Source organism: Methylobacterium fujisawaense (genome assembly GCF_014138435.1).
Lineage (GTDB): Bacteria > Pseudomonadota > Alphaproteobacteria > Rhizobiales > Beijerinckiaceae > Methylobacterium > Methylobacterium fujisawaense.
The window spans coordinates 472,227-495,950 of sequence record NZ_JACJIM010000002.1; the positions used below are offsets into that span (position 1 = coordinate 472,227).

The following is a 23,724-nucleotide window of genomic DNA, read 5'->3' on the forward strand; positions in this document are numbered from 1 at the left end:
GTTCGGGCTGTCATGCAGCGAAAACATGCTTTCGGGATGGGATGTTAACAGACGCCGGAATCAGGACGGTGTGGCGATCTCGGCGACGTGTGCAGTGCGGTCTGCGCGGCCCGCTCAATGCGCAAGCTGCACTGTGGTGGGTCTGGACGTCTCCGCGGGCAGCGAAGCGATCCAGCGGTGCCACGGCCGCCGATCTCCCGCGACGCCGATCTGCGTCGCCGCGCGCGCGACGATGCCGTGAGAGCCGTCCGCCAGACGTCTACCGATCCGACGCCTGGGCCGGCTTTTCGAGGGGCAGATCACCGCGCGACTCGAGTTCCGCGCGGATCGCGCGCTTCGTCACCTTGCCGTAGCCGGATTTCGGAAGGGCTTCCCAGAAGAACACACGCCGGGGCAGCTTGTAGCGGGCGACCGCGGCGGACAGCCACGCGATCAATTCCCCCTCTTCCACCGACGCCCCGGGACGCGCGACGCAGACCGCAACACCGACTTCGCCCCAGGCGCGGTCGGGCACGCCCAGGATCGCGGCCTCGGAGATCGCCGGATGCGTCAGGAGCTTCTCCTCGATCTCGCGCGGATACACGTTCGAGCCGCCCGAGATGTACATGTCCGAGGCGCGGCCGGTGATGAACAGGAAGCCTTCCGCGTCGCAATGGCCGAGGTCCCCGGTCCGGAACCAGCCGTCGCGGAACGCCGCCGCGTTGGCCTCCGGGTTGTCGTAGTAGCCCGCGAAGACGGCCGGGCCGCAGACACAGATCTCGCCGGTCTCACCGGGCGGCAATTCGCGCCCCTCCGTGTCCTGGATCTGGACCTGCATGCCCGTGCGTTCGACGCCGCAGGTGCCGACCTTCACAGCGGGGCCGTCCTCGGCCGCGTGCAGGCGGGGCGGCAGCACGGTGATGTTGCCGGTCACCTCGCCGAGGCCGAAATACTGCACCAGCACCGGGCCGAGCACACGCAGCGCGTGCTGCTGATCCGCCCTGTACATCGGTGCGCCCGCGTAGATCACGTGCCGCAGGCTGGAATGATCGTGCGCCTCCACGGCCGGATGTTCGGTCAGCAGCTTCACGATGGTCGGCACGGTGAAGAGGTTCGCGATGCGCCAACGCTCGACGAGCGCCCAGACTTCTTCGGGATCCAGCCGCTCGCCGGCGGTGAGCACCGTCTTCGTACCGGTCGCGACCTGCGCGAGCTGGTGGATGCCGGCGCCGTGCGAGAGGGGGGCCACGACCAGGGACGCGTCGGCCTCGGTGGTGCCCGGCATCAGGTCGCAGAGGTGATTGGTGACGACGAAGGCCATCTGGCCGTGTGTGAGCACCGCCGCCTTCGGCCGGCCGGTCGTGCCGGACGTGAAGAAGAACCAGCACGGATCGTCGTGCTCGACGCCGGAAACGGGCGCGGCGCGGCCCAGATGTTCGGCGACCAGCGCGTCGTAATCCGCCCCGAAGGCCGTGCCGCCGATCTCGACGACGCGGTTCAGGTCCGGGCAGGCCGCGCGCACGGCGGCGGCATGGTCCGGAAAGCCGGCCCCGCAGATGAGCGCGGAGGCACCGCTGGCGCTCGCGAGATACGCGACCTCCGACGGCGTCTGCCGGAAGTTGGTCGGCACCCAGACGGCGCCGAGCCGGAAGCAGACGAACATCGACTCGAACAGCTGGTTGCTGTTGCGCGCCTGGACCAGGACGCGGTCGCCCTTGGTCACGCCGCGGGCGGCGAGCGCCGCCGCCATGGCGTCGACACGGGCGTCGAGCTCGGCCCAGGTCCAACTGCGCGCGCCCCAGGCGAGCCCCACCGCATCCGGGAAGCGGCGCGCGGCCCGGCGCAGGAAGTGCGCGAGGTTCATCACCCGCCGGGAGCACGGCGCGACCCCGCCGCGCGGCGCCCCCGCGGCGCTCATCAGGTGAGCTTCCCGCAGGCCTTCTCCAGCAGCGACCAGCCCTCGTCGCCGTACCGCCCCTTCCACTCGGCGTAGAAGCCGGCCTTGCGCAGCTTGTCGCGGAAGGGCTCCGGATCGGGCTTGTTGAAGACCATGCCGTTCTTCGAGAGCTCCGCCTGCAGGTTGGCGTTGAGCTGGGCAACGTCGGCCCGCTCCTTCATCCCGGCGGCGTTGATGTGGCGGGCCACCGTCTCGCGCAGATCCGGCGGCAGCCGCTCCCAGGCGCGGCGGTTCGCCAGGAACCAGTACCCGTCCCACATGTGGTTGGTGAGCGAGCAATACTTCTGCACCTCGTAGAACTTCGTCGTGGAGATGACCGCGAGCGGGTTCTCCTGGCCCTCAACGATCTTGGTCTGCAGGGCCGAGTAGGTCTCGTTGAGGTTGATCGAGGCGGGCGCGGCGTCGAAGGCCTTGAACATCGAGGTCCAGAGCGGCGAGACCGGGACGCGGATCCGGAAACCCTTGAAGTCGTCGGGCGTGGCGATCGGCCGGGTCGACGAAGTGGTCTGGCGGTAGCCGTTGTCCCAGATCTTCTCCATGGCGACGAGGCCGGACTTGGCGATCTGCTGGCGGACCCAGGCGCCGAGCTCGCCGTCCATGGCCGGCCAGACGGCGTCGTAGCTCGGGAAGGCGTAGCCGATGCCGTTGATCGACGCGTTCGGGACCAGGGTCGAGAGGATCAGCGGCGACATCGTGAAGAACTCGACGCTGCCCGAGCGCAGCTGGCTCAACGTGTCGGTGTCGGAGCCGAGCTGGCTCGTCGGGAAGATCTTGAGGTCGAACCGGCCGCCGGTCTCGGTGCGGAGCGCCTCCGCCATCTCGCGGGCGCGGATGTTCATCGGGTGCGTGTCGGGAAGGTTGTTGGCGTATTTGTAGGTGAACTCCGCCTTCTGCGCCCGCGCCACGTGCGGCGCCGCCACGGTGCCGGCGATGAGCGCCGTCGAGCCGGTGGCGAGGAATCGCCGGCGGGACAGGGGCGTGCGGGACAGGGACATGGCGGCCTTTCCGGTGCGGGCCCGCAGGCCCGGCGTTTCCTCGGGTCCGCGTTGGTGCGGACTCCATCGTTGCGGCTTCGATAGCCGCTGACCGGTGCCAGTCAACGGACTTTCGCGGCCCCACCCCCGGGATTGATTGCATCTGGGCGCCCCTGACACGCCGAGCGCCGCCAAAAGCGGTCCCGACCGCGCGAGACCGCCTGCGCGACGGAATCGCCGTCGTTCCGGCGCGCCACGGGCGCGGTCTGCGTCCGCCTTCAGTCCAGGCCGGGCAGATGGACCGTCCAGGGCTCGGCGAAGGTGTGTTCCTCGAGGTTCACGCCTGGGCCGCCGCGGTCGACCACGACGAAATCCTGTGGCTGACCATAGGGCGTGAGCACCCCGTGCCACGTGTTGCGCGCGTAGCAGATTCCCTGGCGGGGCGCGGTGACGAAGGCTTGCGGCCGCCCGGGCCGGCCCTCTTCGTCCGGGCAGACCACGACCAGGAACGGCGCCGCGCTCAGCGTCAGGAACGCCTGCGCGCCGAGCGGATGCCGCTCCACCAGGCCGAGGCGCAGCGGCAGCGGATAGGGCTGCGCCTCCACCAAGCCGATCACCACGCGCGCGCCCTCCCCCACGACCTCGATCTCGGCGAGATCGTGGAAGCGGCGGGCCATCCCGGCATTCATCGGCCGCGGCGCCACGGCAGCCGCGTCGATGACCGTGCCGAACGGGGCGAAGGCCGCCGCGGTCAGAGGCTGGGCGACGATCCTGCGCGCGTCCGCGCTCAACGGCCGAGTCCGCGCGGCGCGAGCGCCGGATGGCGGTTGACGTCCTTGTAGAGGAGGTAGCGGAACGGGCCGGGCCCGCCCGCGTAGCAGGCCTGCGGGCAGAAGGCGCGCAGCCACATGAAGTCGCCCGCCGCGACCTCGACCCAGTCGCGGTTGAGCCGGTAGACCGCCTTGCCCTCCAGCACGAACAGCCCGTGCTCCATCACGTGGGTCTCCTCGAACGGGATCGAGGCGCCCGGCCGCAGGCTGACGATGTTGACGTGCATGTCGTGGCGCAGATCGTCGGAGCCGACGAATCGGGTGGTCGCCCAGGCGCCGTCGGTGCCGGCCATGCCGGTCGGCTCGACTGCCGATTCGTGCATCACGAACGAGGGCGGCGCGTCCAGCCCCGCCGCCGGCTGGTAGGCCTTGCGGATCCAGTGGAAGCGCACGGGCCCGTCGCCGTCGTTGCGCAGGGACCAGGCCGCGCCGGGGGAGAGATAGGCGTAGCTGCCCGGCCGCAGGGCGTGCCGGGCGCCGTCGAGGGTGAGGCTCGCCGTGCCAGCGACCACGAACAGCACGCCCTGCGCCTGAGCCTCCGGCTCGGGAGTCTCGCTGCCGCCGCCCGGGGCGACCTCCATGAGGTACTGGGCGAAGGTTTCGGCGAAGCCCGAGAGCGGCCGTGCCAGGATCCAGGCCCGGGTCCCGTCCCAGCCCGGCAGGAGGCTCGTGACGATGTCGCTCATCACCCCGTGGGGGATGACCGCGTAGGCCTCGGTGAACACGGCGCGGCCGGTCATCAGCGCCGTCTGGCCGGGCAGGCCGCCGCACGGGGGGTTGTAGGCTCCAGCGCTCATGGTCGGTCTCCGGGATTCGGCTTCAAGCTGTAATCGGCTGCCCCGGATCGGTCACGCGGTGTGCGGCTGCGCGACGGGGGCCTCGAGGATTGCCGCGGTGTCGGCCGTGTCCTCGCCGTTCAGGACCCGGTGAGCCTGGGCGCGATCGATATCGCCCTCCCAGGCTGCGATGACGACGGTCGCCACGCAATTGCCGATGAGGTTTCCGAGGGCACGGGCGATGCCGACGAACCAGTCGACCGACAGGACGAGGACCAGACCGATCACTGGGATCTCCGGGACCGCCGACAGCGTCGCGGCGAGGACCACGATCGCCGAGCCGGGCACGCCGTGGGCGCCCTTGGACGTCAGAAGGGCGATGCCGAGGATCAGCATCAGATGACCGAAGGACAGGTCGGTGTTGGTCGCCTGCGCGATGAACACCGTGGCCAGGGTCAGGTAGAGCGAGAAGGCATCCAGGTTGAAGGAGTAGCCGGTCGGGATCACGAGGCCGACGGTCGATTCCTTGATGCCGAGCCGCTCCATCTTGCGCATGACCTGCGGCAGCACGCAGTCGGAGGATGCGGTGCCGGCCACGACGGTCAGTTCCTCGCGCAGATAGGCGAGCAGCTTGAAGATGCTGAAGCCCGCGAGCCGCATGATGCCGCCGAGCACGACGATCACGAAGGCCGCGACGCCCCCGTAGAACAGCACGACCAGCATGCTGAGCTGCTTCAGGGATCCGACGCCGTACTTGCCGACCGTGAACGCGACGGCGCCGAGCACGCCGAGCGGCGCGAGCCGCACGATGAAGCCGATGATCCGGAACAGGACTTCGGTGATGCGCTCCAGGCTGTCGGCCAGGGGCTTGCCGCGCTCGCCGAGGAGCGAGAGGCCGGACCCGAACAGGATCGCGAGAAGCAAAACCTGGAGGATGTCGCCCTTCGCGAAGGCGTCGACGAAGGTCGTCGGCACCAGCTTCATCAAGAAATCGACGGTTCCCGTGACCTGTCCGACCCGATCGGTGTAGCTGGAGAGCGAATTGGCATCCAGCTTCGCCAGGTCGACGTTCATGCCCTGGCCGGGCGCGAAGACGTAGGCGAGGACCAGCCCGAGCGCGAGCGCGATGGTCGTCACCACCTCGAAGTAGATCAGGGATTTGAGGCCGACGCGCCCGACCTTCCGCAGATCGCCGGCGCCGACGATGCCATGCACCACGACACCGAACACCAGCGGCGCGACGACCATCTTGATGAGCTTGATGAAGACGTCGCCGAGGGGCTTCAGGCTGACTGCAAAGTCCGGCCACAGCCGCCCGACGAGGACGCCGAGGACCAGGGCCGCGACCACCTGCCCGAAAAGCGACCCGAACACGCGCTGCATCGCAATTCCCCTGGGCAGCCTCGGACTGGCGACCGAAGCCCGATGGCGGCGCGCGGGGCGATCGTGACGCGCAGCATCGTTTCGATTTGCCGAGCTGCAAAATCGTTCCGGCCGATCTAGACGTCAAATATCTTTTTCATTCCAATTGATAGGCGGGGCATATAGATGGCGGGATGGAACTTCGGCATCTCCGCTATTTCGTGGCTGTCGCCAAATATCTGAGCTTCACGGCCGCCGCAGAGAGCCTCGGCGTGGCGCAACCACCCCTCAGCCAGCAGATCCGCGACCTGGAGGATGAGATCGGCACTGCCCTCTTCGAGCGGACCACGCGGCGGGTGACGCTGACCCGGGCCGGCCACGATTTCCACGTCCAGGCGCTCGACATTCTGGAGCGGGCCGGCGAAGCGGTGGAACGGGCCCGTGCCATCGGCGCAGGCACCGCCGGCATCATCAACATCGGCCTGACCGGCTCGATGTTGGCCGGCCCGCTCGGCCCGGCGCTCCGGGACTTCGCCCGCACCTATCCGGCGGTCGATCTCCGAATCCACGAGATGTCGCCGGATCGGCAGATCGCGATGCTGAAGTCCGGTCAGACCGACCTGAGCTTCCTGCGGTGCCCCCCGGAGGATGCCGATCTAATCCGCGTCTGCGCGTGGACCGAGACCGTACGGGTCGTCCTGCCGAGGGGCCACCGCTTGGCGACGGGCGCGCTCCGCCTCTCCGACCTTCGCGACGAGCGATTCGTCTTCCTGCGGCTCTCGGATTCCCTGTTCGCCAACTACCTGTGGGATTGCTGCGCAGAGGCCGGGTTCGTCCCCTCCATCACCTATCAGGCCGTCGAGGCGGCCTCGTTGACGAGCTTGGTGGCATCGGGGCTCGGCATCGCCATCATCCCGGAATTCGTCGCCCGTCTGGCGCATGCGGATGTGGTCTACAGGCCCCTCGAAGGGCCGCCCATCCGCGCCGACGTCTTCGCGTTGTGGATGGCCCCGAAGGCTCCGCTGATCGCCAATTTCGTCGATCTGGTTCGCAGCGGCCCGGCGCCCGCCGATTAGGCAAATCGCCCGGGAATCCGCGACGGGTCGTGCGCCCGAGGCCCAAACGCGTGTCCATCGGGACGCGGCGAGCGGAAATGTGCCCGCGCTGAGCCGCAGCCGCGGCTTGTCGACAGGTCGATGCATTTTCGTGCAGGTAAGATCTTATATTCGCCTTCTTTTTTGCCGGACATATTCCCGAAACGAGTCTGATACGCTATTGCAACACTCGGTACGGAGCGCTCGCGGCCACAATGCCTTCCCAATTCATTCGCTCAGCGACCTGGGCGCCGACGATTGCTTTGTCGTGGTTCTGGGGGCTCGGATTTTTCTACGCGATCCACGTGACCCTCACGTATGGATGGCTCGGGTTTCTTGCCTTCGCTCTGCCGAATGCCACGGGCCTTGGCCTGTTCGGATGGCTACTCGGCGCTCCCCGGCGGCGCATCGACACGATTGTCGCGTCCGTGCAGGGTCCCTACGCCCTCCTGTTCCTCGGGGCCCAGTTCTTCGCCGTCGCCATCACGATCTTCGGCTTCGCCGCCTATGCGTGGCTTCCGCTGTTCGGCCGCGACTCCGTGGTCGGCCTGGTCGCCCTGATCCTCATCGCCTGCTCGATCGCGCATGCGGTTCCGCTGCGCGGCCTCCGGACGATCCACGGCGTCGCCCTGGTCCTCGGACTGTCGGCCTGCGCGCTGCTCTTGGTTGACCTGCCCCGGCATCCGGACGGCTGGACGGTCCCGGTCCACGCCTTCGACGAGCGCTTCTACGGTCTGGTCGTGCCCTCCCTGGTCGGCTTCCTGCTCGGCCCGTGGATGGACATCCAGCATTGGCAGCGCGCCCTCGAGATCCGGCGTTCGGGGGGATCCGTGCGGGTGGCCTATGTCACCGGCGCCGTCCTGTTCCTCGGACTGCTGACGCTCAATGCCCTACTCGCAGCGCGGGCGGGGCTCGGCGTGCCGGTCGTCTCGTCGGACGGGCTGCCGGGGGCCTATGCGGCCGTGGCGCAGGCGATCGGGCGGGAATCCGTGGCAGGTGCGACAGCCGCCTTCGTGGTCTGGACGGCGATCGCGGCCGCCACCACGATCGACAGCTTCTACAACGCCACGCGGTGGTTCGGGACCTCGGTCACGGCGCGCAGCAATTCGCCGCTTCTCGCCTTCGTGCCGGCGGGACTCGTGTCCTCACCGGTCTGGATCCTGGGCGCGGCGCTCGCCACGGCGGCGGCGGCGATCTGGGCGAATCTCTCGCTCCTCTACCTGATGATGCCGTTCGCCACGCTCCTCGTCGGCGCGGCGGCCTGTCTCGTCTGCGAGACGCTCGGCGCGACGCGGCGGTACGACTCGGTCCTCAACGCCATGATCGGGGCGACGGCGTGCCTGATCTTCGTCACCGGCTATCTGGCGCCGAGTTGGGCGCTCCTGGCCATCGCGCCGCTCATCGGGCTGATCGGTGCCCTGCCGATGATCGCACAGATCCTCGGATGGCGCGCAACGCAGCCGGCCGACCAGTTGATTCCGGCGGCGGAGCGGGCGCCGCGGGCGGCGCCCGTGCCCGTCGCGCTCGACCGGCCCGACACCGTCGCCTCCCACGGCTTCGACGGCCACTGGTTCGTCCTGCGCCTGATTCCGACCTATGACGATACGAATTCGGTCGGAAACGTCTATTTCGCCAATTACGTGCGCTGGGTCGGCAAGGCGCGCGAATTGTTCTTCAACGTCTGCATGCCGGATTTCGACCTGAAATCGACGGATTTCTACATCCTGACGAAGTCCTTCCATCACGACTTCCGGCGGGAGGCCATGGAGTTCGAGCCCGTCACCGTCCGGATCTCCATCGCGAGCCACAACCGGAAATTCGTGACCTTGGCGCACGAGATCCACAGCGAGGTCAACGGCCTGCTCGGCCGCGGCGAGCAGTCGCTGATGTTCGTGGATACCGTCCACTACCGGCCCCTCGATATCCCGCGCACCATCGTCGAGGGCTTCCTGCCCTACTGGCCGAAGGTGTCGCCCCACGCGGTCACGGGCGAGCCCAGCCCGGCCGGCGTGGCGCCCCTCGGCGCCTGACGGCACCTCACGCCGCCTGGACGGCGGTCGGAAGCAACTTGCGGCTGCGCGCGAGAACCGCCGCCTGCTCGGCCGGCAGCGGCTTGCTGAAGAGATAGCCCTGGAATTCGTGGCATCCCTGGTCGAGCAGGCAGATCCGCTGCGCGTCCGTCTCGACCCCTTCCGCCGTGATCGTCATGTCGAGGCGCGTCGCCATGTCGATGATGGCCCGCACGATCGCGGCGGCGCTGCCCTCGTGCGGCAGGTCGCGGACGAAGCTCTGGTCGATCTTGATCTTGTCGAAGGCGATCCGGCGCAGATAGCTGAGACTCGAATAGCCGGTCCCGAAATCGTCCAGGGACAGGCGCACGCCCATCTCACGCAGCCTGGACAGGGTGGCGTTGATCGCCGGCGTCGCCTCCAGGAACACCGACTCGGTGACCTCCAGTTCCAGGCGGGCGGCGGCCAGTCCACTCGTCCGCAAGGCAGAGCGCACGAGGTGCGGCAGATCCGAATGCCGGAACTGGCGGGGGGAGAGGTTGACGGCGATCCGGACATCCTCCGGCCAGCCGGCGGCGATCCGGCAGGCCTCTCGGAGGATCCATTCCCCGAGGGGGATGATGACGCCGGTCTCCTCGGCGAGTGGAATGAAGTCGCCCGGCGAGACGAAGCCCCGTGCGGGATGCTTCCACCGCAGGAGTGCTTCGAAACCACCCACGCGGCACTCCTTGGCCGACACGATCGGCTGGAAGTAGAGGACGAACTCGTTCCGATCGAGCGCGCCCCGCAGATCGGACGTCAGGGCGCGCCGCGCCTCGATCCGCTCGTCCATCTCGGCTTCGTAGAACCGGTAACCGTTCCGCCCCTCGCTCTTCATGCGGTAGAGAGCGAGATCGGCCCGCCGCATGATCTCCTGGCATCCGTCCTGCGGCGCGATGGCGATCCCGATGCTGACGCTGACGGTCAGCCGAATGCCGTCGACGGTGAATGGCGAGGCGAGCGCCTCGACGATGCCGCTCGCCAGGGACTCGATGGCGTGCAGGTCCCGGGCGCTCCGCCCGGCCGCGAGCACCGCGAACTCGTCGCCCGCGAGGCGGGCGAGTTGCACGTCGGCGCTCTCGAAGCCCCGCAGCCGCTCGGCCACGGCTGTGAGGAGCTTGTCGCCGACGGCGTGGCCGAACGTGTCGTTGACGCTCTTGAACTCGTCGAGGTCGAGGGCGAGCACGGCGAACCGGTCGCCCTGCGCGAGTCGTGCCCGGGCCGTCTCCTGAAGCTGGTGGAACAGAACCCGGTTGGGGAGATCGGTCAGGGAATCGTGCAGGGCGAGATAGGACAGGCGCTCCTCGGAGCGCCGCTTCTCGGTCACATCGGAGCCGACGCCGCGATAGCCTGAGAACACGCCGGCCCGGTTGAAGGTCGGCTTTCCGGAGAGGCACCAGGTCCGCCGCTCACCGGCAATGTCGAGTTGCAGGTGGAGATTCCGGAAGACGCGCCGCTTCGCGATGCAGCTCCAGAGAGCCGTGCTCGAATGGCTCTTGGGCGGCGCCAACGGCGGGAGCAGCAGGCGTTCCAGCGGCAGGCCCATGAGCTGTCGCTCGGAGGAACCGGCGACCTCGATCAGGCGCGGCGAGACGTGCTGCAGCCGCAGGTCGGCATCCGTCTCCCAGAGCCAATCGCTGGCACTCTCCTCGAACTCGTTGAGCAGGAGATGGGTGAATTCCTGCTGCCGCTCCAGCTCGATCTGCGCGATGACGCGCATCGTGAGCAGACGGCTGAGGTGCAGGATCGTGAAGCAGATGAAGCTCGCATAGAAGAACAGCAGAACGCCGACATAGATGTAGAAGGCCTCGCCCGTCGCCGCGAGGGCGATGAACGAGCCGAGGATGATCAGGCCGGCATACCCGATGGCGACTCGGGGCAGCACCGCCGCGCTCATCCCCGTCGCGATCAGGCCCGCCATGCTGGAGGCAATCAGGAGCCGCCCATTCGGATCGGCCCCGGCGAACAGCATCACCGGGATGGAGGCCAGGAGAAGGCCATAGATCTGCGCGGCGAGGACGAGCCGCTTGACGAAGGAGGATGGCACCTCGAGCGGCTTGGGCTGCGAGCGCCAGCGCCAGCACTGCCGGAGTGAGACGACCGCCAGCGGCAGGACGAGGGCTTCCAGGCCCGCGAGATAGGCGCGGTTCCCGGGCTGCCAGAACAGGTAGACGATGACCTGTACGACGCTCAGGCTCACGAGAATCGTGAAGGGCACCAGACGAAGGGCGACGTCGAGCTGCTCGATCCGCGCGCGTGCCCTGAGGTTCGCGTCGAGTGGATCAGCCTTGCGATCGGTATCGATCAGGAAAGAAATCAGCATCTCCCGCGACACAAATGCTCGTTGCAAAACCGTTACGATCAAGAACACCGGATATCAGCGCTTAGATGCATACGAATTGGTTCGCCCGCACAAGTTCAACTTGCTAGATGGTGAACAATTCGTAAATTCCGGCCTGGAGTTCGGCAGCCGCCCCTCCGGTGATCACGGCGCCCAGGCGGCGGTGTCCGGGCCAGGCGACCGTCGTTGCGCCATTTGCCGGGGGCGGGACGGAGGGCCGTCCCTCGCATCGACCGGGCGACGGCGCTAAGAGGCCCCGATGCCTCGATCGCGGCCCATCCGGCGCCGTCCGCAGCTCCGAGCAGGATGAAGCAGACCATGCCCCAATCGCTGGGTCTCAACCGCATATTGGGCGGTGCCATCGGGATCATCGCGCTGGTCTCGGTCCTCAGCAGCGGTGCGGTCCTGGTTACGGGCGATCAATTGCGGGACGCGACGGACGCGCGAAGCCGGTCAAACCAGCTGGTTCGCGCCCTCGACAGCTTCCGCGCGGCCATGCTCAACCAGGAAACCGGGTTGCGCGGCTACCTGATCACGGGGCGCGACGGCAGCCTGGAACCGTACCGAGCCGGCCGTCAGACGCTGGACGAGGCGATCGACCGGCTGAGGGGCCTCGTCGGTCAGGATGCGGAGCGGACACGCCTGCTCGCCGCCGCAGTGGCGGCGGCTCGCAGCTGGCAGACCGAGGTCGGCGAGGCGGCCATCCGCATGGCGGCCGATCCGGCGAAACGGGCCGAGGCGGTCCGCATCGAAGCCGACGGTCAGGGCAAGCAGCTGTTCGATACCTTCCGCGAGAAGCTGTCGGCCATCGAAGGCCTCGAAGAGGTGGTACGGACGGCTCTGGCCGAGCGCGTGGCCCGGGGCGAGCGCAACGAGAGCATCGCCCTGTGGGGCGGAACGCTCATCACCCTCCTGATCTGCCTGGGGATCGGAATCGCCATTAACCGCCTCATCGTCCAGCCGCTGGTGCGCGTGATGGCCTTCGTCGGCCGCGTCGGCGAGGGCGACCTGTCCAGCCAGTTGGCTGTTCGCGCCGGTGGTGAAGTGGGCCGACTTTCAGCGACGCTGAACACGATGGTTGCGGGTCTGTCGGATCTGGCGCGGACCAACCGGGCGGCGACGGCGGATCTGAACGCGGCGGCGGCAGAGATCCGCGCCTCGGCGCAGGAGCAGGCGGCCTCGGTGGAGCAGCAATTCGCGGCGGTGCAGGAGACGGCGGCGACGGTCGACGAGATCACCCATTCGGGCGCGCAGATCAGCAAGCGGGCCACCGAGGTGATCGCCACCGCCCAGGCGACCGCGCAGACCTCCCGCCAGGGCCTGCGCGCCGTGTCCGACACCGCCAAGGCCATGGAGGCGATCCGCGAGCAGGCGGAGGCGGTGGCCGGCAACATCGTCAGCTTGTCGGAAAAGACCCAGACGATCGGCGACATCATCGAGACGGTCAACGACATCTCGGAGCGCACGCACCTGCTGGCGCTCAACGCCGCCATCGAGGCGGCGGCGGCCGGCGAGAGCGGGCGCAGCTTCGCGGTGGTCGCCTCCGAGATGAAGCTCCTGGCCGATCAGGCCAAGGCGGCCACCGGCCAGGTGCGGGGGATCCTGGGCGAGATCCAGCGGGGCATCAACACCTCGGTGATGCTCACCGAGGAGGCGGTCAAGCGCGCCGCCGCCGGCAAGACGCGCTCGGACACGACGCAGCGGACCATCGAGGAGATCACCGCCCGGGTGGAGGAGAACGTCCAGACCTTCCAGCAGATCGTCGCCTCGACCAACCAGCAGCAGCTCGGCATCGAGCAGGTGATGGGCGCGCTCCAGAACATCCGCCAGGCCAGCCAGCAGACTGCGGCCGGCACCCGGCAGGTCGAGGCCGCCTCCGCCAACCTCACCGAACTCGCCCAGGCCCTCATGGCCCTCGCCGAACGCTACCGGAACTGAGGCGGCGCGCCCCTTGGCCGGATCGTCCAGTCCCGGTTCTGCCGACCCGGCCCTTCGCTTCGGACGGACCGAGTGGGACGAGTGTCAGGCCCGGGGCGGTTCAGCCGCGACGGGCGGAGCGATGGGCCGGCCGGCGGGCGCCGGCATCCGCACGCCGGCGTGCGGCCCGGACGCGCTCGATGTCGGTTATCCCGACCGGACTGGGCGGCGCGTCGCGGGTGAACGGCATGCGACTGCGGACATCGCCGTAATAGTCCGACCCCCCCATTCCGAAACTGCCCGCAACCACGGCTCCGTCCAGGCGCGTATCGCCGGCTGCTGCGCCCGTGGCGATGAGGACGAGGACAGGGGCGGCGAGGAGGAGGCGCATGGAAGCATCTGGCCGCCAATCTGCGGCAGCTTTGCGACGGTTGCCGTCACGAGCGCGTCCCGGGCTGTCGGGCCGTCTTCGGTTCAGGCGTCCGGGTCGCCGTGGGGGGAGCGGGTCGGACGCGGGTGCGGCTTCTGCCAACCCGTCCGCCCTTGCGCGAAGCCGACTTCAAGAAAGTGGATCAGCGGATTGACGCCTGCGGCGCGGACATCGGCGTTGGCTTCGAGATAGCCGTCGGTGCTGAACTGTCCGCTCGGGTCTCGCCCCTCGCGCCATCCCAGATCGAGGTAGTGCCGCGCCAACCCGTGGGGATACCGACACGTGTCGGCGTACCAGCTCCTGTAATATTCTTCATCGAAACCCGGGAGCGCGCTGTCCAGGTAGGGCTCGGATTTGAAGTGCGTCCGGACGTGGCTGGCGATGCGGGCGGCGACGGCCGTGTAATCCCGCAGGTAGGTGCCATCGACGAAGGCGTCATCCTCGGCCAAGCCGAAACGGGCGCCGCGCAATCCCGCAAACGGATCGAAGAACGAGACGCCGCGGCGCACGCAGACAGCGCGGAGGCAATCCGAATAGACTTCGACCGCGGCAGGGTCGCGTTCCGATGCCTTCGCGGCAGGGGTCGGGGGTAACGCCGCCACGAGCGTATCGAGGGTCCAGGCCTGGAGGCGATCGACGATCCGGTCTGTCTGCCCGAAGAAGTCGTCGGTCGCCGCCTTCGACAGCGCCGAGCGGGCGCGGATGTCGTTGGTCCCGATGATCAGGACGGCGAGCAGAGCCGGCAGGGGCGCGCGCAACAGATCGAGGGCGCGGCCACAGGAGCGCGCCGTCGCTCCGGCGATGCCCGCGTTCAGGACGGGGCGCGGAACGATCGGTCGCGGCATGAGCGCCGCATGCGCGTCTCCGACCAGAACGATGCAGCCGCTCGGCGCAGCATCGAAGCCAGCCTGGATGTGGCCGAGCCCGTGACGTCGGAGGGCGCCGGTGCGAAACGCTCTCAAGGCCCCCGAAAAGCGCATGCGAATCTTGAACACTGCCCCCGCGTCTCGCACCGTAGGAGGTTCAGTTTTCACAAGTCCAGTCTTTCTCCAGCCTGCCAGCGCCTTTTGACCTCGCCCCCCCTGTCATGGGAGGGAGATCCCCAGGACGTCCGGATGATGAATGATGGCTCGCGGCGGAACCGTCTTCCGCGGCGGGCTGTTGAGGAGCCCGCTCGGTCGTGCAATGGAGCGCGCGCCCATCGGCGCCGTCGACCGCCACAATGCTTTCGCGTGCTCAGGTCCTTGTCCGATCCTATGGTCCGCGGCTACTTATCGTTCACCCCATTCAAGTTGAGAGACCTTCATCCGCCACCGGTCGGGCGACGGCACGTTTTCTTCATTCACGGCTTCGACGCCCGCAGCGGGATCCGGTTTCCTGCGTTCTTCAAACGGGAACTCGGCCGGCATACGGCCCGGTTCGGGACCATGCCGCGCGCGGTCTCGGAGATCCGGACCAGCGCCGACGGTCTCAGCCGGACCTGGACGGTCGGCCCGCCGGCCGATGGCGACGGCGCCGCCGTCTGTTGCGAGACCTTGATCTGGAGCGACATCGTCCACGCGGATCTCTCCCGGCCCGTGCTCCGCCAGCTGGCGCTGCTGGCAAGAAGCGTCGTTTCGGGGCTCGCACAGGGGTTGTTTTTCAAGACGGCGCGCTTCGGATGGCCCTACACCCTGCTGAGCGCTTTTCCGTTCTTCGTCGTCTTCGTCGTCCCGGCCCTGCTGATCTCGGCCGGCACGGCGCTCTTCGCCGTCCTGAAACCGTTATCGCCGATGGAAACGGTCGGGGCGGCGCTGATCTGCGCCGTGGCCGCGGGCGCGGGTCTCTACGCCATCCGCAAGGCGCTGGGCCGGCTGTTCTTCTGGCATATCCTGAGCATCCGCATCTTCTTCTGGCAGCATGCCACGGGCCGGCGACCGGATTACGAGGCGCGAATCGCGCTCTTCAGCGAGCGAATCCTGACGGAACTGGCACAATGGCGTGCGCATCCGGCGGAGGCGCCCGATGAGGTCATGATCGTCGGTCATTCCCTCGGCGCTGCCATGGCCGTGGAGGTCGCCGCCCGGATCCTCGCGCGCCTCGGTACGGACGATCAGCCCCTACCCCGCTTGTCCCTGGTCACGCTGGGCTCGGGGCTTCCCTTCGTCGCGTTGCCGAAAGAAGCCGTGGGAATCCGCGCACGCATCGCGTCGCTCGTCTACAGCGACCGCATCGTCTGGTGTGACTATCAGGCGCCGCAGGATTGGCTCAACTGCTACGGGTTCAACCCCATTTTCGACATCGGTCTCGAGAGACCGGCCTTTCTCGCCCACAATCCATTGATACGATCGGCTGGGGTCAAGGACCGGATACCGCAATGTGACTACAAGCGCTTGCGTCTTCGGCCGTTCCACATGCACTTCCAGTTCCTGAAAGCCAATTTCAGGCCCGGAGAATACGATTTCTTCGAGATGATCCTGGGCCGGCAATCGCTCCTGGGTCGCGCCCTCCGTCCGAACTGCCGACGCCCCGTCGCCCCTGCGCAGGACCCGTAGGGTCGGCGCCGGTCGGATGCCGACCCACCCGCGATCCAGGCGTTCAGGCCGTCGGCTGCAGGGCCGCCTTATTCAGGTCGCCAGTCTCGGGACAGGTGCTCCGGCCGGCGTTGAAACGGACGGCGCGCATCGCGGGAGATCGTGAGAGTGAAGCCCGGTTCTACCCTGCGCATCGGCGCCCTTTTCGCCCTGGTGCTGGCGTCGCTCGCCCTGCCGGCCCGGGTCGAGGCCGACTGGAAGGGACCGGACGCGCAGCCCCTCTTCGTCAACGAGGCGAATCCGGCCGGCTACAATTACGCGCCCAGCATCATCTCGGAGAACGGCGTCACCGATTTCTGGTGGTGCGGTCAGGGCCAGACCGATGTCATCTTCCATCGATCCTACGACCCGCAGACCGGCTTCTCGCCGGCCCGGATCGTGTTCAAGCCGACGCCCGGCTCCTGGAACCGCCAATACGTCTGTGATCCCAGCGTGATCCGGGGCCGCTTCGTCAACCCAGGGGACGGCCAGACCTACACCTATGCGATGTACTATTCGGGCGCGGACAACCAGCCTGGGAACAACAATCAGACCGGTCTCGCATTCTCGAACGACAAGGTGACGTGGGTCGACTATCCTGAACCGGTCATCAGGCCGCTTAACCCGGCGGTGGCGCAGGGCAATTACGGCACCGGTCAGCCGGCGTCGTTCACGGACGGCAAGTCCGGTCTCTTCGTTTTCACGACGGACCTCACCGGACCACAGGGCGTTGCCGGCTTCGGCGATCTCTACGTCCGTCACACCGCGGACGGCATCCATTTCGGGGCGCCGGTGCGAATCCCCAACGGGACGACCGATGGAGCGACCATCAATCCGAACTCCGATTTCGCGTACGATGCCAAGACGGGAGACGTCTACGTCATCACCGGGCTTCCGGGTCGCGTGTGCCATCAGGTGGCCTGCAAGGATCCGGCCCGCAACCCCGACCGCGAAACCTACCAGATGGGCCTGTTCAAGATGCCCTTGAAGGTCCTGTTGAGCGGGTCACCGGCACGTTGGACGCCGCTCGGCTATCTGAACTCCGACGTGACCGGCTTCTATCTCAATCACAGTCCGGGCTTCCGGCGGGACGGTACGGGGAGTCTCACGCCCTTCCTGCCTGACATCACCGTCTTCTTCTCGGGCGGCGACCCTTACCCGGGCACGTGGCGGATCGCCGAGGCGCGCGCGACCCGCGGTGCCGACCGTTTGCCCTTGCGGCGCGCCATTGGTCCCGCCGGACACTGGGTCACGACGGGCTATGTCGCGCCCGCCTACAGGGCCGAGGGCAGCGTCGGCAGCGTCTTGACGCTTTCGGCCCCCGGGACCGCAAGACTGATGAGTTGCGTGGCGGGACAGGATCACTTCCTCAGCCGGGACGTGCGCTGCGAGGGGCAGACCCCGCTGGGGCAGACCGGCTACGTCTTCGAGACCCCCAGGCCCGGCAGCCACCCCATCTACCGCTGCAATGCCGGCGGTCGCGATCACTTCGTATCGACCCTCGCGGGCTGTGAAGGGCACACGACCGAGGGCCTGCTCGGCTACGCACTCGATTGACTTCCCTTCGCGCGGCTCGCCGTACCGGTCCGACCGCTGAGATATCAGGCGGCATGAGCGACCGCGCGTGATCAAGTCTCCAATCAGCCGATACCGGCCTGTGCTGCAGCGGGCAGATGAGCCTAGCGCCGGCACAGGGTTTCGGAAGGAGCGGCGGGGCGCTGAAAATACTCGCGCAGTTAATCCGTATTTAACCTTAAGCGGTATTCTTAAGCGATCCCCGAGAATCGGGTTGCTCCGGTTGGAAAGTTAGCGATCCATGTCTTCCATCACCCTGTCGGCCGCGACACGCCAGAACCTGCTCTCCCTGCAGGATACCGCCCAGCTGATGGCGACCACGCAGAACCGCCTCGCCACCGGCAAGACGGTCAACTCCGCCCTCGACAACCCGACCAACTTCTTCACCTCCCAGTCCCTCGACGCCCGGTCCTCGAACCTGAACACCCTGCTCGACGGCATCTCCAACGGCGTCCAGACGATCCAGGCCGCCAACCAGGGCATCACCTCGATCCAGAAGCTGGTCGATCAGGCCAAGTCCATCGCCAACCAGGCCCTCTCGACCCAGCTCTCCACCACCGGAACCGCCGCCAACGCCTACAGCGCCAGCACCGCCTCCCAGACGGTGCTCCTGACCATCAACGGCACCTCCGTGTCGGCCACCATCGCCGCCTCGTCGAGCATCAGCGCCACCGTCGCGGCCCTGAACGCCGCCGTCAGCTCGGCGTCGACCTCGTCCAGCGGCTCGTTCGGCGCAGGCGCGATCTTCTCGGCTGACAGCACCGGCACGAAGATCGTCCTGAACGCCCAGGCCGATGTGGAGTTTCAGAACTCCGGCAGCCAGACGGCGCTCGGCTTCACCGGATCGAGCACCACCGCCTCGACCTACGGCACCGCCGCCACCACCGTCGTCTCCAGCGACCTCTCGATCTCCGGCGTGTCGCAGCGCGCCTCTCTGGCGAGCCAGTACAACAACCTGCTCAACCAGATCACGCAGCTCGCCGGCGATGCCAGCTACAACGGCGTCAACCTCATTGCCGGCAAGGGCAATGACATGAACATCAAGTTCAACGACACCGGCAGCTCGAACCTGAACGTCGCCTCGGTGGATGCCACGTCCAGCGGCCTGGGCCTGTCGTCGATCACCAACTCGAACAGCACGTCCAGCCAGAACGGCCTCGGCAACTTCCTGTTGAACTCGGACGTCAACAAGACCCTGTCGACCCTGACGAGCGCCGGCAACACGCTGAACTCCGCGGCGAGCGCGCTCGGCTCGAACCTGTCGGTCGTGCAGAACCGCCAGGACTTCTCCAAGCAGCTGATCAACGTGCTGCAGACCGGCTCGGCCAACCTGACCAACGCCGATCTGAACCAGGAAGCGGCCAACTCCCAGGCGCTGTCGACCCGGCAGTCGATGGGCATCTCCGCCCTGTCCCTGGCCAACTCCGCGCAGCAGGGCGTCCTCCAGCTCCTGCGCTAATCCTGCGCTAAGCCTTCGTCACATCATCGCCATGACGGCCGGAGCGACGCTCCGGCCGTTTGCATGAGAAGCGTCGGACAACGACGGATTCCTTTCGAACGCCGATGGCATCGCGGGACGCAGCCGATACGGCGTGAGAGGCTGCGCCACGCCCCGAATACCGACGCGCTTCGGCAAGCGCGTCCTCGAAACCATTCGACAGCCCGCCAGCCTGGACCGGGGCGGATCCATGGGTGCGGTCCCCGAGGATGCGGGAATCGTGTCGATTACGCTTTCAGCGGCAGGGACCCGATCGTCTCCAGGATGCGTTGCGGCTTAGAGATCGGACAACCCGACGGATTTCTCGTCTGTCGGCTCGCACGGCTTCGAACAAGCCCTGTGACTGGGGCGCAGAGAAGGGATCATCTTCCCTACGGCGGGTAGGCGAGGTCGCCGCCCGGCCACCTGATCTGCGCGGCCAAGTCCTGAAGACGCTGGCGCGTCAAAGCGATCTTGCATGCCCCGACAAGCATCGGGGCGAGGCTGCCGTTGTTTCCCGGCGTCGTGGCGTCGGCTCACGGTTGGTCGGCGTCCGGGACCGCGCCGCGGGCGCGGAAGCCGTAATATCCGCGGTCGGCGTCGAACAGGACATCGAAACCGTTCAGGACGTGCAGCCCCGTATTGACGAAGGGTTGCGGGCGCGTGGTGTTCAGAACGATGCGCTCCGGTGCGAGTCCCGTGGCGTGGTCGCCGACGATGACCGTGTAAGCGGCGGCGGCGCCGAAGCGAAAACGCAGTCGCGTTCCGGGAAGGAGCGCACTGTGACCGGTCGCGTCGGTCTGAAGGCTGGTGGCCAGCTCCGCGGGCGGCAGGGTCAGGAACATGGCGGTGACGCCGGTGTCGAGCAGTGCCCGGCCGCAGGCGCCCGGCTCCCGACCGTCGACGGAAATGCACACGGGCACGCCCAGCCAGTCGCCCGGCACGCGCGGGTGGGGATCGAGCTTGACGAAGCGGTAGCGGCCTTGGGTGTTTGCGCGCGTCAGGCCGACATGGACGCCTCGGGCGGTGAGCACGTAGCCGCGCCGGATCGCACCGGGGCCGGACGGCTCCGCATTGAGCAGGGGATTGGTGTCGGGCGTGCTCTGGCTCTGGCTGTCGTCCTCGCGGCCAAATCCGATGCCCAGCATGGCCACGTGCTCCGGCGCCTCTTCCGGGGTGCAGTGGCGGGCCTGCGCGATGCAGGCGATGCGGTCGACCGCGAGGACCGGGATCGGCCGCGTCGCCACGTTCTCGCCGTCGCGGCCCCACAGGACTACCGAGACGCGTATCCAGCGGCCGATCATGATGCGACCGGAGCTCGTGTAGGTGATGCGCCCAGGCTGGCTGGGCAGCGTCGCGTTGTCGGGGATGCGGCTGGCCGAGACCACGATGCCGGTCGAGCCGGTATCCACCAACACGGGCCGGGGCGCGCCGCCGAGGGAGAGCCCGAGCCGCGGCGACTGCGCGATGGCGTCGCCGGGTTGCGGTGCATTCAGGAAAGGCAGGAACACGCCACGCCGGTCCTCCAGATAGCTCGGGCCGTCCTCGGCCTTCGCGAACTTGGCCGGTCCGAGGAGCCCGGCCACAGCGAAACCCGCGCTCAGGACAGCCAGACCCGATCTTGCCCCGTGACCGCGCGCCTGAGCGTTGCCGCGGGGACGTTGCAAAGCCTGCCGCATGCCGGTCCTCCGCGGGACGATATCTGAGCGATCCCGCTCACATGCTCGGCCCTTCCGGGCAACACTTCAATCCACGCGCCCTTGATGGGCGGCGAGCCCGCGCCGGCTGAACGGCAGCGCCGATCCGTGCATCCACGGTGTGACATTGTGTCCTGATCCGGCGGCGGATAATCCTGTCGTGCGCCCGAACTGGGTGCACCCCGTCTCGAGGATCATGAGCTCGGGCCGCGACCCGGGGCAGGAGGACGTTCTTGCCGAGAGCCGAACCGGGATCTGCCCGGACGTCCGCCGCCCGCACCGCGATCCTTCCGTTCGGCCTGATCGGCCAGAACCGAATACGACCAGCCCGGGCAGCACCCGATCCGGCGGCCTTGGCCGACACCGCCCACGGCGCAGCCGTGGCGATCGGCAAGAACAGCGTGAGGCAGAGTACGACGGTCGGGGAAACCCTGGCGCTGCCCGTCACGGCCGGCGCGACGACCCGCCACCGCCGCGGCAACGGGAACTCGCATGGGGCGCGACCGGTGCAGGCGGGCACCGACCGATCCGCCCCCGCCCGAAGGAGGATGTCCGATGAGCGCCCTCGAGACTGGACGGCCGGACCGGTCCCGCCGGCGTCTGCGCGTGATCCTGATCCTTATGGTCGTCGCGTGGCTGCCGGCTTTGCCCTTCGCCGCCGGTGCCGCGCTGACCAGCCTCACCGGCTGCCAAGTCAACGAGGCAAACACGTATCCCTGCCCGGTCGCCGGTCACGATATCGGCGAGCTGCTGTACGGGCTGATGATGACGGGCTGGGTGTTGATCGCCTTCCTGCCGTTCATGGCCCTGACCCTGCTGCTCGCCGCCGGGCAGGGCTTGCTGATGCTGGTCGGGGCGTTGCGGCGGAGAGGAGAGACGCGTCTTAAGACGCACGATCGGGCGCGCCATGATCTTCGTGGAGGATGAAGGCGTCAGCGCGATTGGTCGAGGCGCCGGCTTCGCGGAGGCCGCGGGTCTCCGACGTCGGCCCGGCCGCGCCGCCGCACATGGGGTTACGAGGTCGTCCGGCGGCCGAGCACGCGGGGCATCCGCCTCGGTGACGGCTCTCCCTGGGTTCCGGCCATCCGCAGGCTTCTCCCAATTCTAAACGCCCGGCTACGCCCAGGGTCCGTTGGCCTGAGGCCAGTCCAGGCCGTGCCACCGTCTCTCGGTCCAGACCGGACTGTGCGCGCGCGGGACCTCGGACAGATCGGACGCGAGCAGGCCGCCTCCGAATCGCGCCCAGTCTTCCAGCGTACGCGTCCGGCCGGCCTGCGGACCGTGCCGCTCCCGCGTGATCTTCAGCGAGGATCCCACGCGCCCACAACGCCGATACCAGTTCCGCGCGCGCCGCACGGGCAGGCCCACCGCCAGCTTCATGCCGTTCCCCCTGGCGCGACCATGCGGCGAGGCGCCCTCAGCCCCGTCGACCGGGGCTCCCTACCGCCAAGCTAAGCCAGGCCTTCAGCGCAAGCATGTCGGGCCGACCCTGACACGCCTTCCGATCTCTCCGACTGCTGATCGGTGCAGCGGACCACAGATGGGACGGCGGGACAGTGGCGGGAGACTTCGATCTTCGTCCGCCGCCTTCGGGGCACGCGGCCGCATTCGACGGCGGCGAAGGCTCGGTTCCCCGTCCGACCGTGGCCGCACGGTCGTCCTTCCTCTTCCGTGGAGTTCAGCCCATGAAACGTCTTGCGATCACCCTGACGGCGCTCTCGAGCCTCGTTCTATTTGCGCCGTCGAGCGAAGCGCGGCCCTACGGTCATGGCCCCGGCCTCCATCACGGGCACCACCATCTGGGCCATGGCGCCTGGAGAGGGCGACGCCACGGATTGCACCATCACCGCCTCCACCGGCACCACATCCACCGGTTCCGCCCACACCACAGGCGGTATCGTGGATATCGGGGTGTGACCTTCCGCCCCTCCGCCTATGGCTACCGGCCGCACGCCTACGGCTACAGCGGTCCCCGTGGGTACCGCGGGCCGGGTTTCGCCACCGGCCTCGGCCTTGCGGCGGCGGCTGCCGGGCCGAACCTCTATCGGCCGGTCTACAGCCGTCCCTACGGCTACCGTTACGCGCCGGCCGGCTACGGCTGCGGCTTCTAGGAAGCCCCTCAGGATCCGGGAAGCCGACGTGCGGCAGCCTCCCGGATCCGCGGGCGATGAAGGCTGTCCGCGTGACCCCTGCGCAGGATCCAGCAAGGAACTGCGGGCGTCCCGACAAGCGTCGACGCTCAACGGTCGCATGATTTGCCGCTTGGGTGCCGCTTTCGCGCAATGGTCAACGGATGATCGTCTTCACAGCGTGTCGGGATAAACCCGACACGCGTCGGTGAGAGCAGCATCGCGACCTGAAACAGCTTGCTCGACCGTTCGAACTGCGCGCTTCTCACGGTGCGGGACATCATCCCGAGCAGCCGGAGAGATCAGCGCCCATGCTCATGGACATCGTCAAACAGGGGGCCCGCGCGCGTTCCGTCGGTCGGCCCCGCGATGCCTGTCCGTATCCCGGCGAGTCGCGCGAGCGCCGCGCGTGGTTCGAAGGCTATGACGGCTCCTCCTGGGCCGTTGCGACGCGGCTGCCGCATCCGGCCCGGATGCTGCCCGGATCTGCGCTCTGCGACACCTCCCTCGCTTCGGACGCGCTCCCGCCGGCTTGATCGCAGGGCGACTTTTCCGCGACAGAGCGCGTGGCACACGGGCCGGGACG

General features: G+C 68.0%; 19 protein-coding genes. 9 read left to right on the top strand and 10 right to left on the bottom strand.

Translation table 11 applies throughout. The features are described 5' to 3' along the window. Positions 1 to 259 precede the first annotated feature (259 nt). From GGQ91_RS07160 to GGQ91_RS07180, 5 genes are all read right to left on the bottom strand, one after another. Entirely contained in the window at positions 260 to 1,897 is a 1,638-nt protein-coding gene (locus GGQ91_RS07160) for an acyl-CoA synthetase (protein WP_182591668.1), read from the bottom strand. Beyond that, positions 1,897 to 2,931 carry a TRAP transporter substrate-binding protein gene (locus GGQ91_RS07165; protein WP_053610830.1) on the bottom strand — a complete coding sequence of 345 codons (1,035 nt, stop codon included), beginning with the start codon at positions 2,929 to 2,931 and terminating at the stop codon, positions 1,897 to 1,899. The genes GGQ91_RS07160 and GGQ91_RS07165 overlap by 1 nt, the downstream gene beginning before the upstream one ends. Before the next feature lie 257 nt (positions 2,932 to 3,188). After that, positions 3,189 to 3,701, bottom strand: a complete 513-nt coding sequence (locus GGQ91_RS07170) for an ureidoglycolate lyase (RefSeq protein WP_182591669.1) — start codon at positions 3,699 to 3,701, stop codon at positions 3,189 to 3,191. Further along, on the bottom strand, positions 3,698 to 4,537 hold the full coding sequence (locus tag GGQ91_RS07175) for a bifunctional allantoicase/(S)-ureidoglycine aminohydrolase (RefSeq protein ID WP_182591670.1): 840 nt from the start codon (positions 4,535 to 4,537) through the stop codon (positions 3,698 to 3,700). The genes GGQ91_RS07170 and GGQ91_RS07175 overlap by 4 nt, the downstream gene beginning before the upstream one ends. A 51-nt stretch (positions 4,538 to 4,588) precedes the next feature. Beyond that, positions 4,589 to 5,899, bottom strand: a complete 1,311-nt coding sequence (locus GGQ91_RS07180; protein ID WP_043758232.1) for a dicarboxylate/amino acid:cation symporter — start codon at positions 5,897 to 5,899, stop codon at positions 4,589 to 4,591. A gap of 173 nt (positions 5,900 to 6,072) precedes the next feature. Here GGQ91_RS07180 and GGQ91_RS07185 point away from each other — a divergent pair, with 173 nt between their 5' ends. Continuing rightward, positions 6,073 to 6,954 (top strand): LysR family transcriptional regulator, encoded by an 882-nt coding sequence (locus tag GGQ91_RS07185; RefSeq protein ID WP_182591671.1) that lies wholly within the window; start codon positions 6,073 to 6,075, stop codon positions 6,952 to 6,954. Between the two features lie 281 nt (positions 6,955 to 7,235). Then, on the top strand, positions 7,236 to 9,002 hold the full coding sequence (locus GGQ91_RS07190) for an acyl-CoA thioesterase (RefSeq protein ID WP_343066766.1): 1,767 nt from the start codon (positions 7,236 to 7,238) through the stop codon (positions 9,000 to 9,002). A 7-nt stretch (positions 9,003 to 9,009) separates the two neighbouring features. Here GGQ91_RS07190 and GGQ91_RS07195 read toward each other — a convergent pair whose 3' ends face one another. After that, complete coding sequence (locus tag GGQ91_RS07195; RefSeq protein ID WP_182591673.1) at positions 9,010 to 11,343, bottom strand: putative bifunctional diguanylate cyclase/phosphodiesterase; 2,334 nt, start codon at positions 11,341 to 11,343, stop codon at positions 9,010 to 9,012. Positions 11,344 to 11,679: 336 nt separating this feature from the next. Between GGQ91_RS07195 and GGQ91_RS07200 the strand changes: the two genes are divergently transcribed. After that, positions 11,680 to 13,299: a methyl-accepting chemotaxis protein gene (locus GGQ91_RS07200; RefSeq protein ID WP_043346512.1), complete on the top strand. Its 1,620-nt coding sequence runs from the start codon at positions 11,680 to 11,682 to the stop codon at positions 13,297 to 13,299. A 100-nt stretch (positions 13,300 to 13,399) separates the two neighbouring features. On the opposite strand, the gene GGQ91_RS07205 is transcribed toward GGQ91_RS07200, so the two are convergent. Both GGQ91_RS07205 and GGQ91_RS07210 read right to left on the bottom strand, forming a co-directional pair. Next, complete coding sequence (locus GGQ91_RS07205; protein WP_043346497.1) at positions 13,400 to 13,669, bottom strand: hypothetical protein; 270 nt, start codon at positions 13,667 to 13,669, stop codon at positions 13,400 to 13,402. Between the two features lie 83 nt (positions 13,670 to 13,752). Next, on the bottom strand, positions 13,753 to 14,703 hold the full coding sequence (locus tag GGQ91_RS07210; RefSeq protein WP_244539019.1) for an SGNH/GDSL hydrolase family protein: 951 nt from the start codon (positions 14,701 to 14,703) through the stop codon (positions 13,753 to 13,755). A gap of 261 nt (positions 14,704 to 14,964) precedes the next feature. Between GGQ91_RS07210 and GGQ91_RS07215 the strand changes: the two genes are divergently transcribed. The 3 genes from GGQ91_RS07215 to GGQ91_RS07225 all read left to right on the top strand — a co-directional run bounded on the left by GGQ91_RS07215 (position 14,965) and on the right by GGQ91_RS07225 (position 19,294). After that, positions 14,965 to 16,242 carry a lipase family protein gene (locus tag GGQ91_RS07215; RefSeq protein ID WP_182591674.1) on the top strand — a complete coding sequence of 426 codons (1,278 nt, stop codon included), beginning with the start codon at positions 14,965 to 14,967 and terminating at the stop codon, positions 16,240 to 16,242. 147 nt (positions 16,243 to 16,389) lie between these two features. After that, complete coding sequence (locus GGQ91_RS07220; protein ID WP_343066767.1) at positions 16,390 to 17,817, top strand: hypothetical protein; 1,428 nt, start codon at positions 16,390 to 16,392, stop codon at positions 17,815 to 17,817. A 259-nt stretch (positions 17,818 to 18,076) separates the two neighbouring features. Further along, entirely contained in the window at positions 18,077 to 19,294 is a 1,218-nt protein-coding gene (locus GGQ91_RS07225) for a flagellin N-terminal helical domain-containing protein (RefSeq protein WP_043346491.1), read from the top strand. Between the two features lie 554 nt (positions 19,295 to 19,848). On the opposite strand, the gene GGQ91_RS07230 is transcribed toward GGQ91_RS07225, so the two are convergent. Then, positions 19,849 to 20,898, bottom strand: a complete 1,050-nt coding sequence (locus GGQ91_RS07230; RefSeq protein WP_182591676.1) for a hypothetical protein — start codon at positions 20,896 to 20,898, stop codon at positions 19,849 to 19,851. A gap of 666 nt (positions 20,899 to 21,564) precedes the next feature. On the opposite strand from GGQ91_RS07230, the gene GGQ91_RS07235 reads away from it, so the two are divergent. Continuing rightward, entirely contained in the window at positions 21,565 to 21,936 is a 372-nt protein-coding gene (locus GGQ91_RS07235) for a hypothetical protein (RefSeq protein WP_182591677.1), read from the top strand. 803 nt (positions 21,937 to 22,739) lie between these two features. On the opposite strand, the gene GGQ91_RS28060 is transcribed toward GGQ91_RS07235, so the two are convergent. Next, positions 22,740 to 22,898, bottom strand: coding sequence for a hypothetical protein (locus tag GGQ91_RS28060; RefSeq protein ID WP_246410594.1), 159 nt, complete (start codon positions 22,896 to 22,898; stop codon positions 22,740 to 22,742). Positions 22,899 to 22,922: 24 nt separating this feature from the next. Here GGQ91_RS28060 and GGQ91_RS28065 point away from each other — a divergent pair, with 24 nt between their 5' ends. Both GGQ91_RS28065 and GGQ91_RS28505 read left to right on the top strand, forming a co-directional pair. Continuing rightward, the gene (locus tag GGQ91_RS28065) at positions 22,923 to 23,120 is read left to right on the top strand and encodes a hypothetical protein (protein WP_246410595.1); all 198 of its coding nucleotides are present in this window, start codon (positions 22,923 to 22,925) and stop codon (positions 23,118 to 23,120) included. Between the two features lie 335 nt (positions 23,121 to 23,455). After that, positions 23,456 to 23,674: a ribosome modulation factor gene (locus tag GGQ91_RS28505; protein ID WP_343066775.1), complete on the top strand. Its 219-nt coding sequence runs from the start codon at positions 23,456 to 23,458 to the stop codon at positions 23,672 to 23,674. Positions 23,675 to 23,724: the final 50 nt, after the last annotated feature.

Coding starts and splice junctions, on each gene's coding strand:
- GGQ91_RS07160 (WP_182591668.1), bottom strand. CDS start 1,897: ATGAGCGCCGCGGGGGCGCCGCGCGGCGGGGTCGCGCCGTGCTCCCGG.
- GGQ91_RS07165 (WP_053610830.1), bottom strand. CDS start 2,931: ATGTCCCTGTCCCGCACGCCCCTGTCCCGCCGGCGATTCCTCGCCACC.
- GGQ91_RS07175 (WP_182591670.1), bottom strand. CDS start 4,537: ATGAGCGCTGGAGCCTACAACCCCCCGTGCGGCGGCCTGCCCGGCCAG.
- GGQ91_RS07180 (WP_043758232.1), bottom strand. CDS start 5,899: ATGCAGCGCGTGTTCGGGTCGCTTTTCGGGCAGGTGGTCGCGGCCCTG.
- GGQ91_RS07185 (WP_182591671.1), top strand. CDS start 6,073: ATGGAACTTCGGCATCTCCGCTATTTCGTGGCTGTCGCCAAATATCTG.
- GGQ91_RS07195 (WP_182591673.1), bottom strand. CDS start 11,343: ATGCTGATTTCTTTCCTGATCGATACCGATCGCAAGGCTGATCCACTC.
- GGQ91_RS07200 (WP_043346512.1), top strand. CDS start 11,680: ATGCCCCAATCGCTGGGTCTCAACCGCATATTGGGCGGTGCCATCGGG.
- GGQ91_RS07205 (WP_043346497.1), bottom strand. CDS start 13,669: ATGCGCCTCCTCCTCGCCGCCCCTGTCCTCGTCCTCATCGCCACGGGC.
- GGQ91_RS07215 (WP_182591674.1), top strand. CDS start 14,965: ATGGTCCGCGGCTACTTATCGTTCACCCCATTCAAGTTGAGAGACCTT.
- GGQ91_RS07225 (WP_043346491.1), top strand. CDS start 18,077: ATGTCTTCCATCACCCTGTCGGCCGCGACACGCCAGAACCTGCTCTCC.
- GGQ91_RS07235 (WP_182591677.1), top strand. CDS start 21,565: ATGAGCGCCCTCGAGACTGGACGGCCGGACCGGTCCCGCCGGCGTCTG.
- GGQ91_RS28505 (WP_343066775.1), top strand. CDS start 23,456: ATGGACATCGTCAAACAGGGGGCCCGCGCGCGTTCCGTCGGTCGGCCC.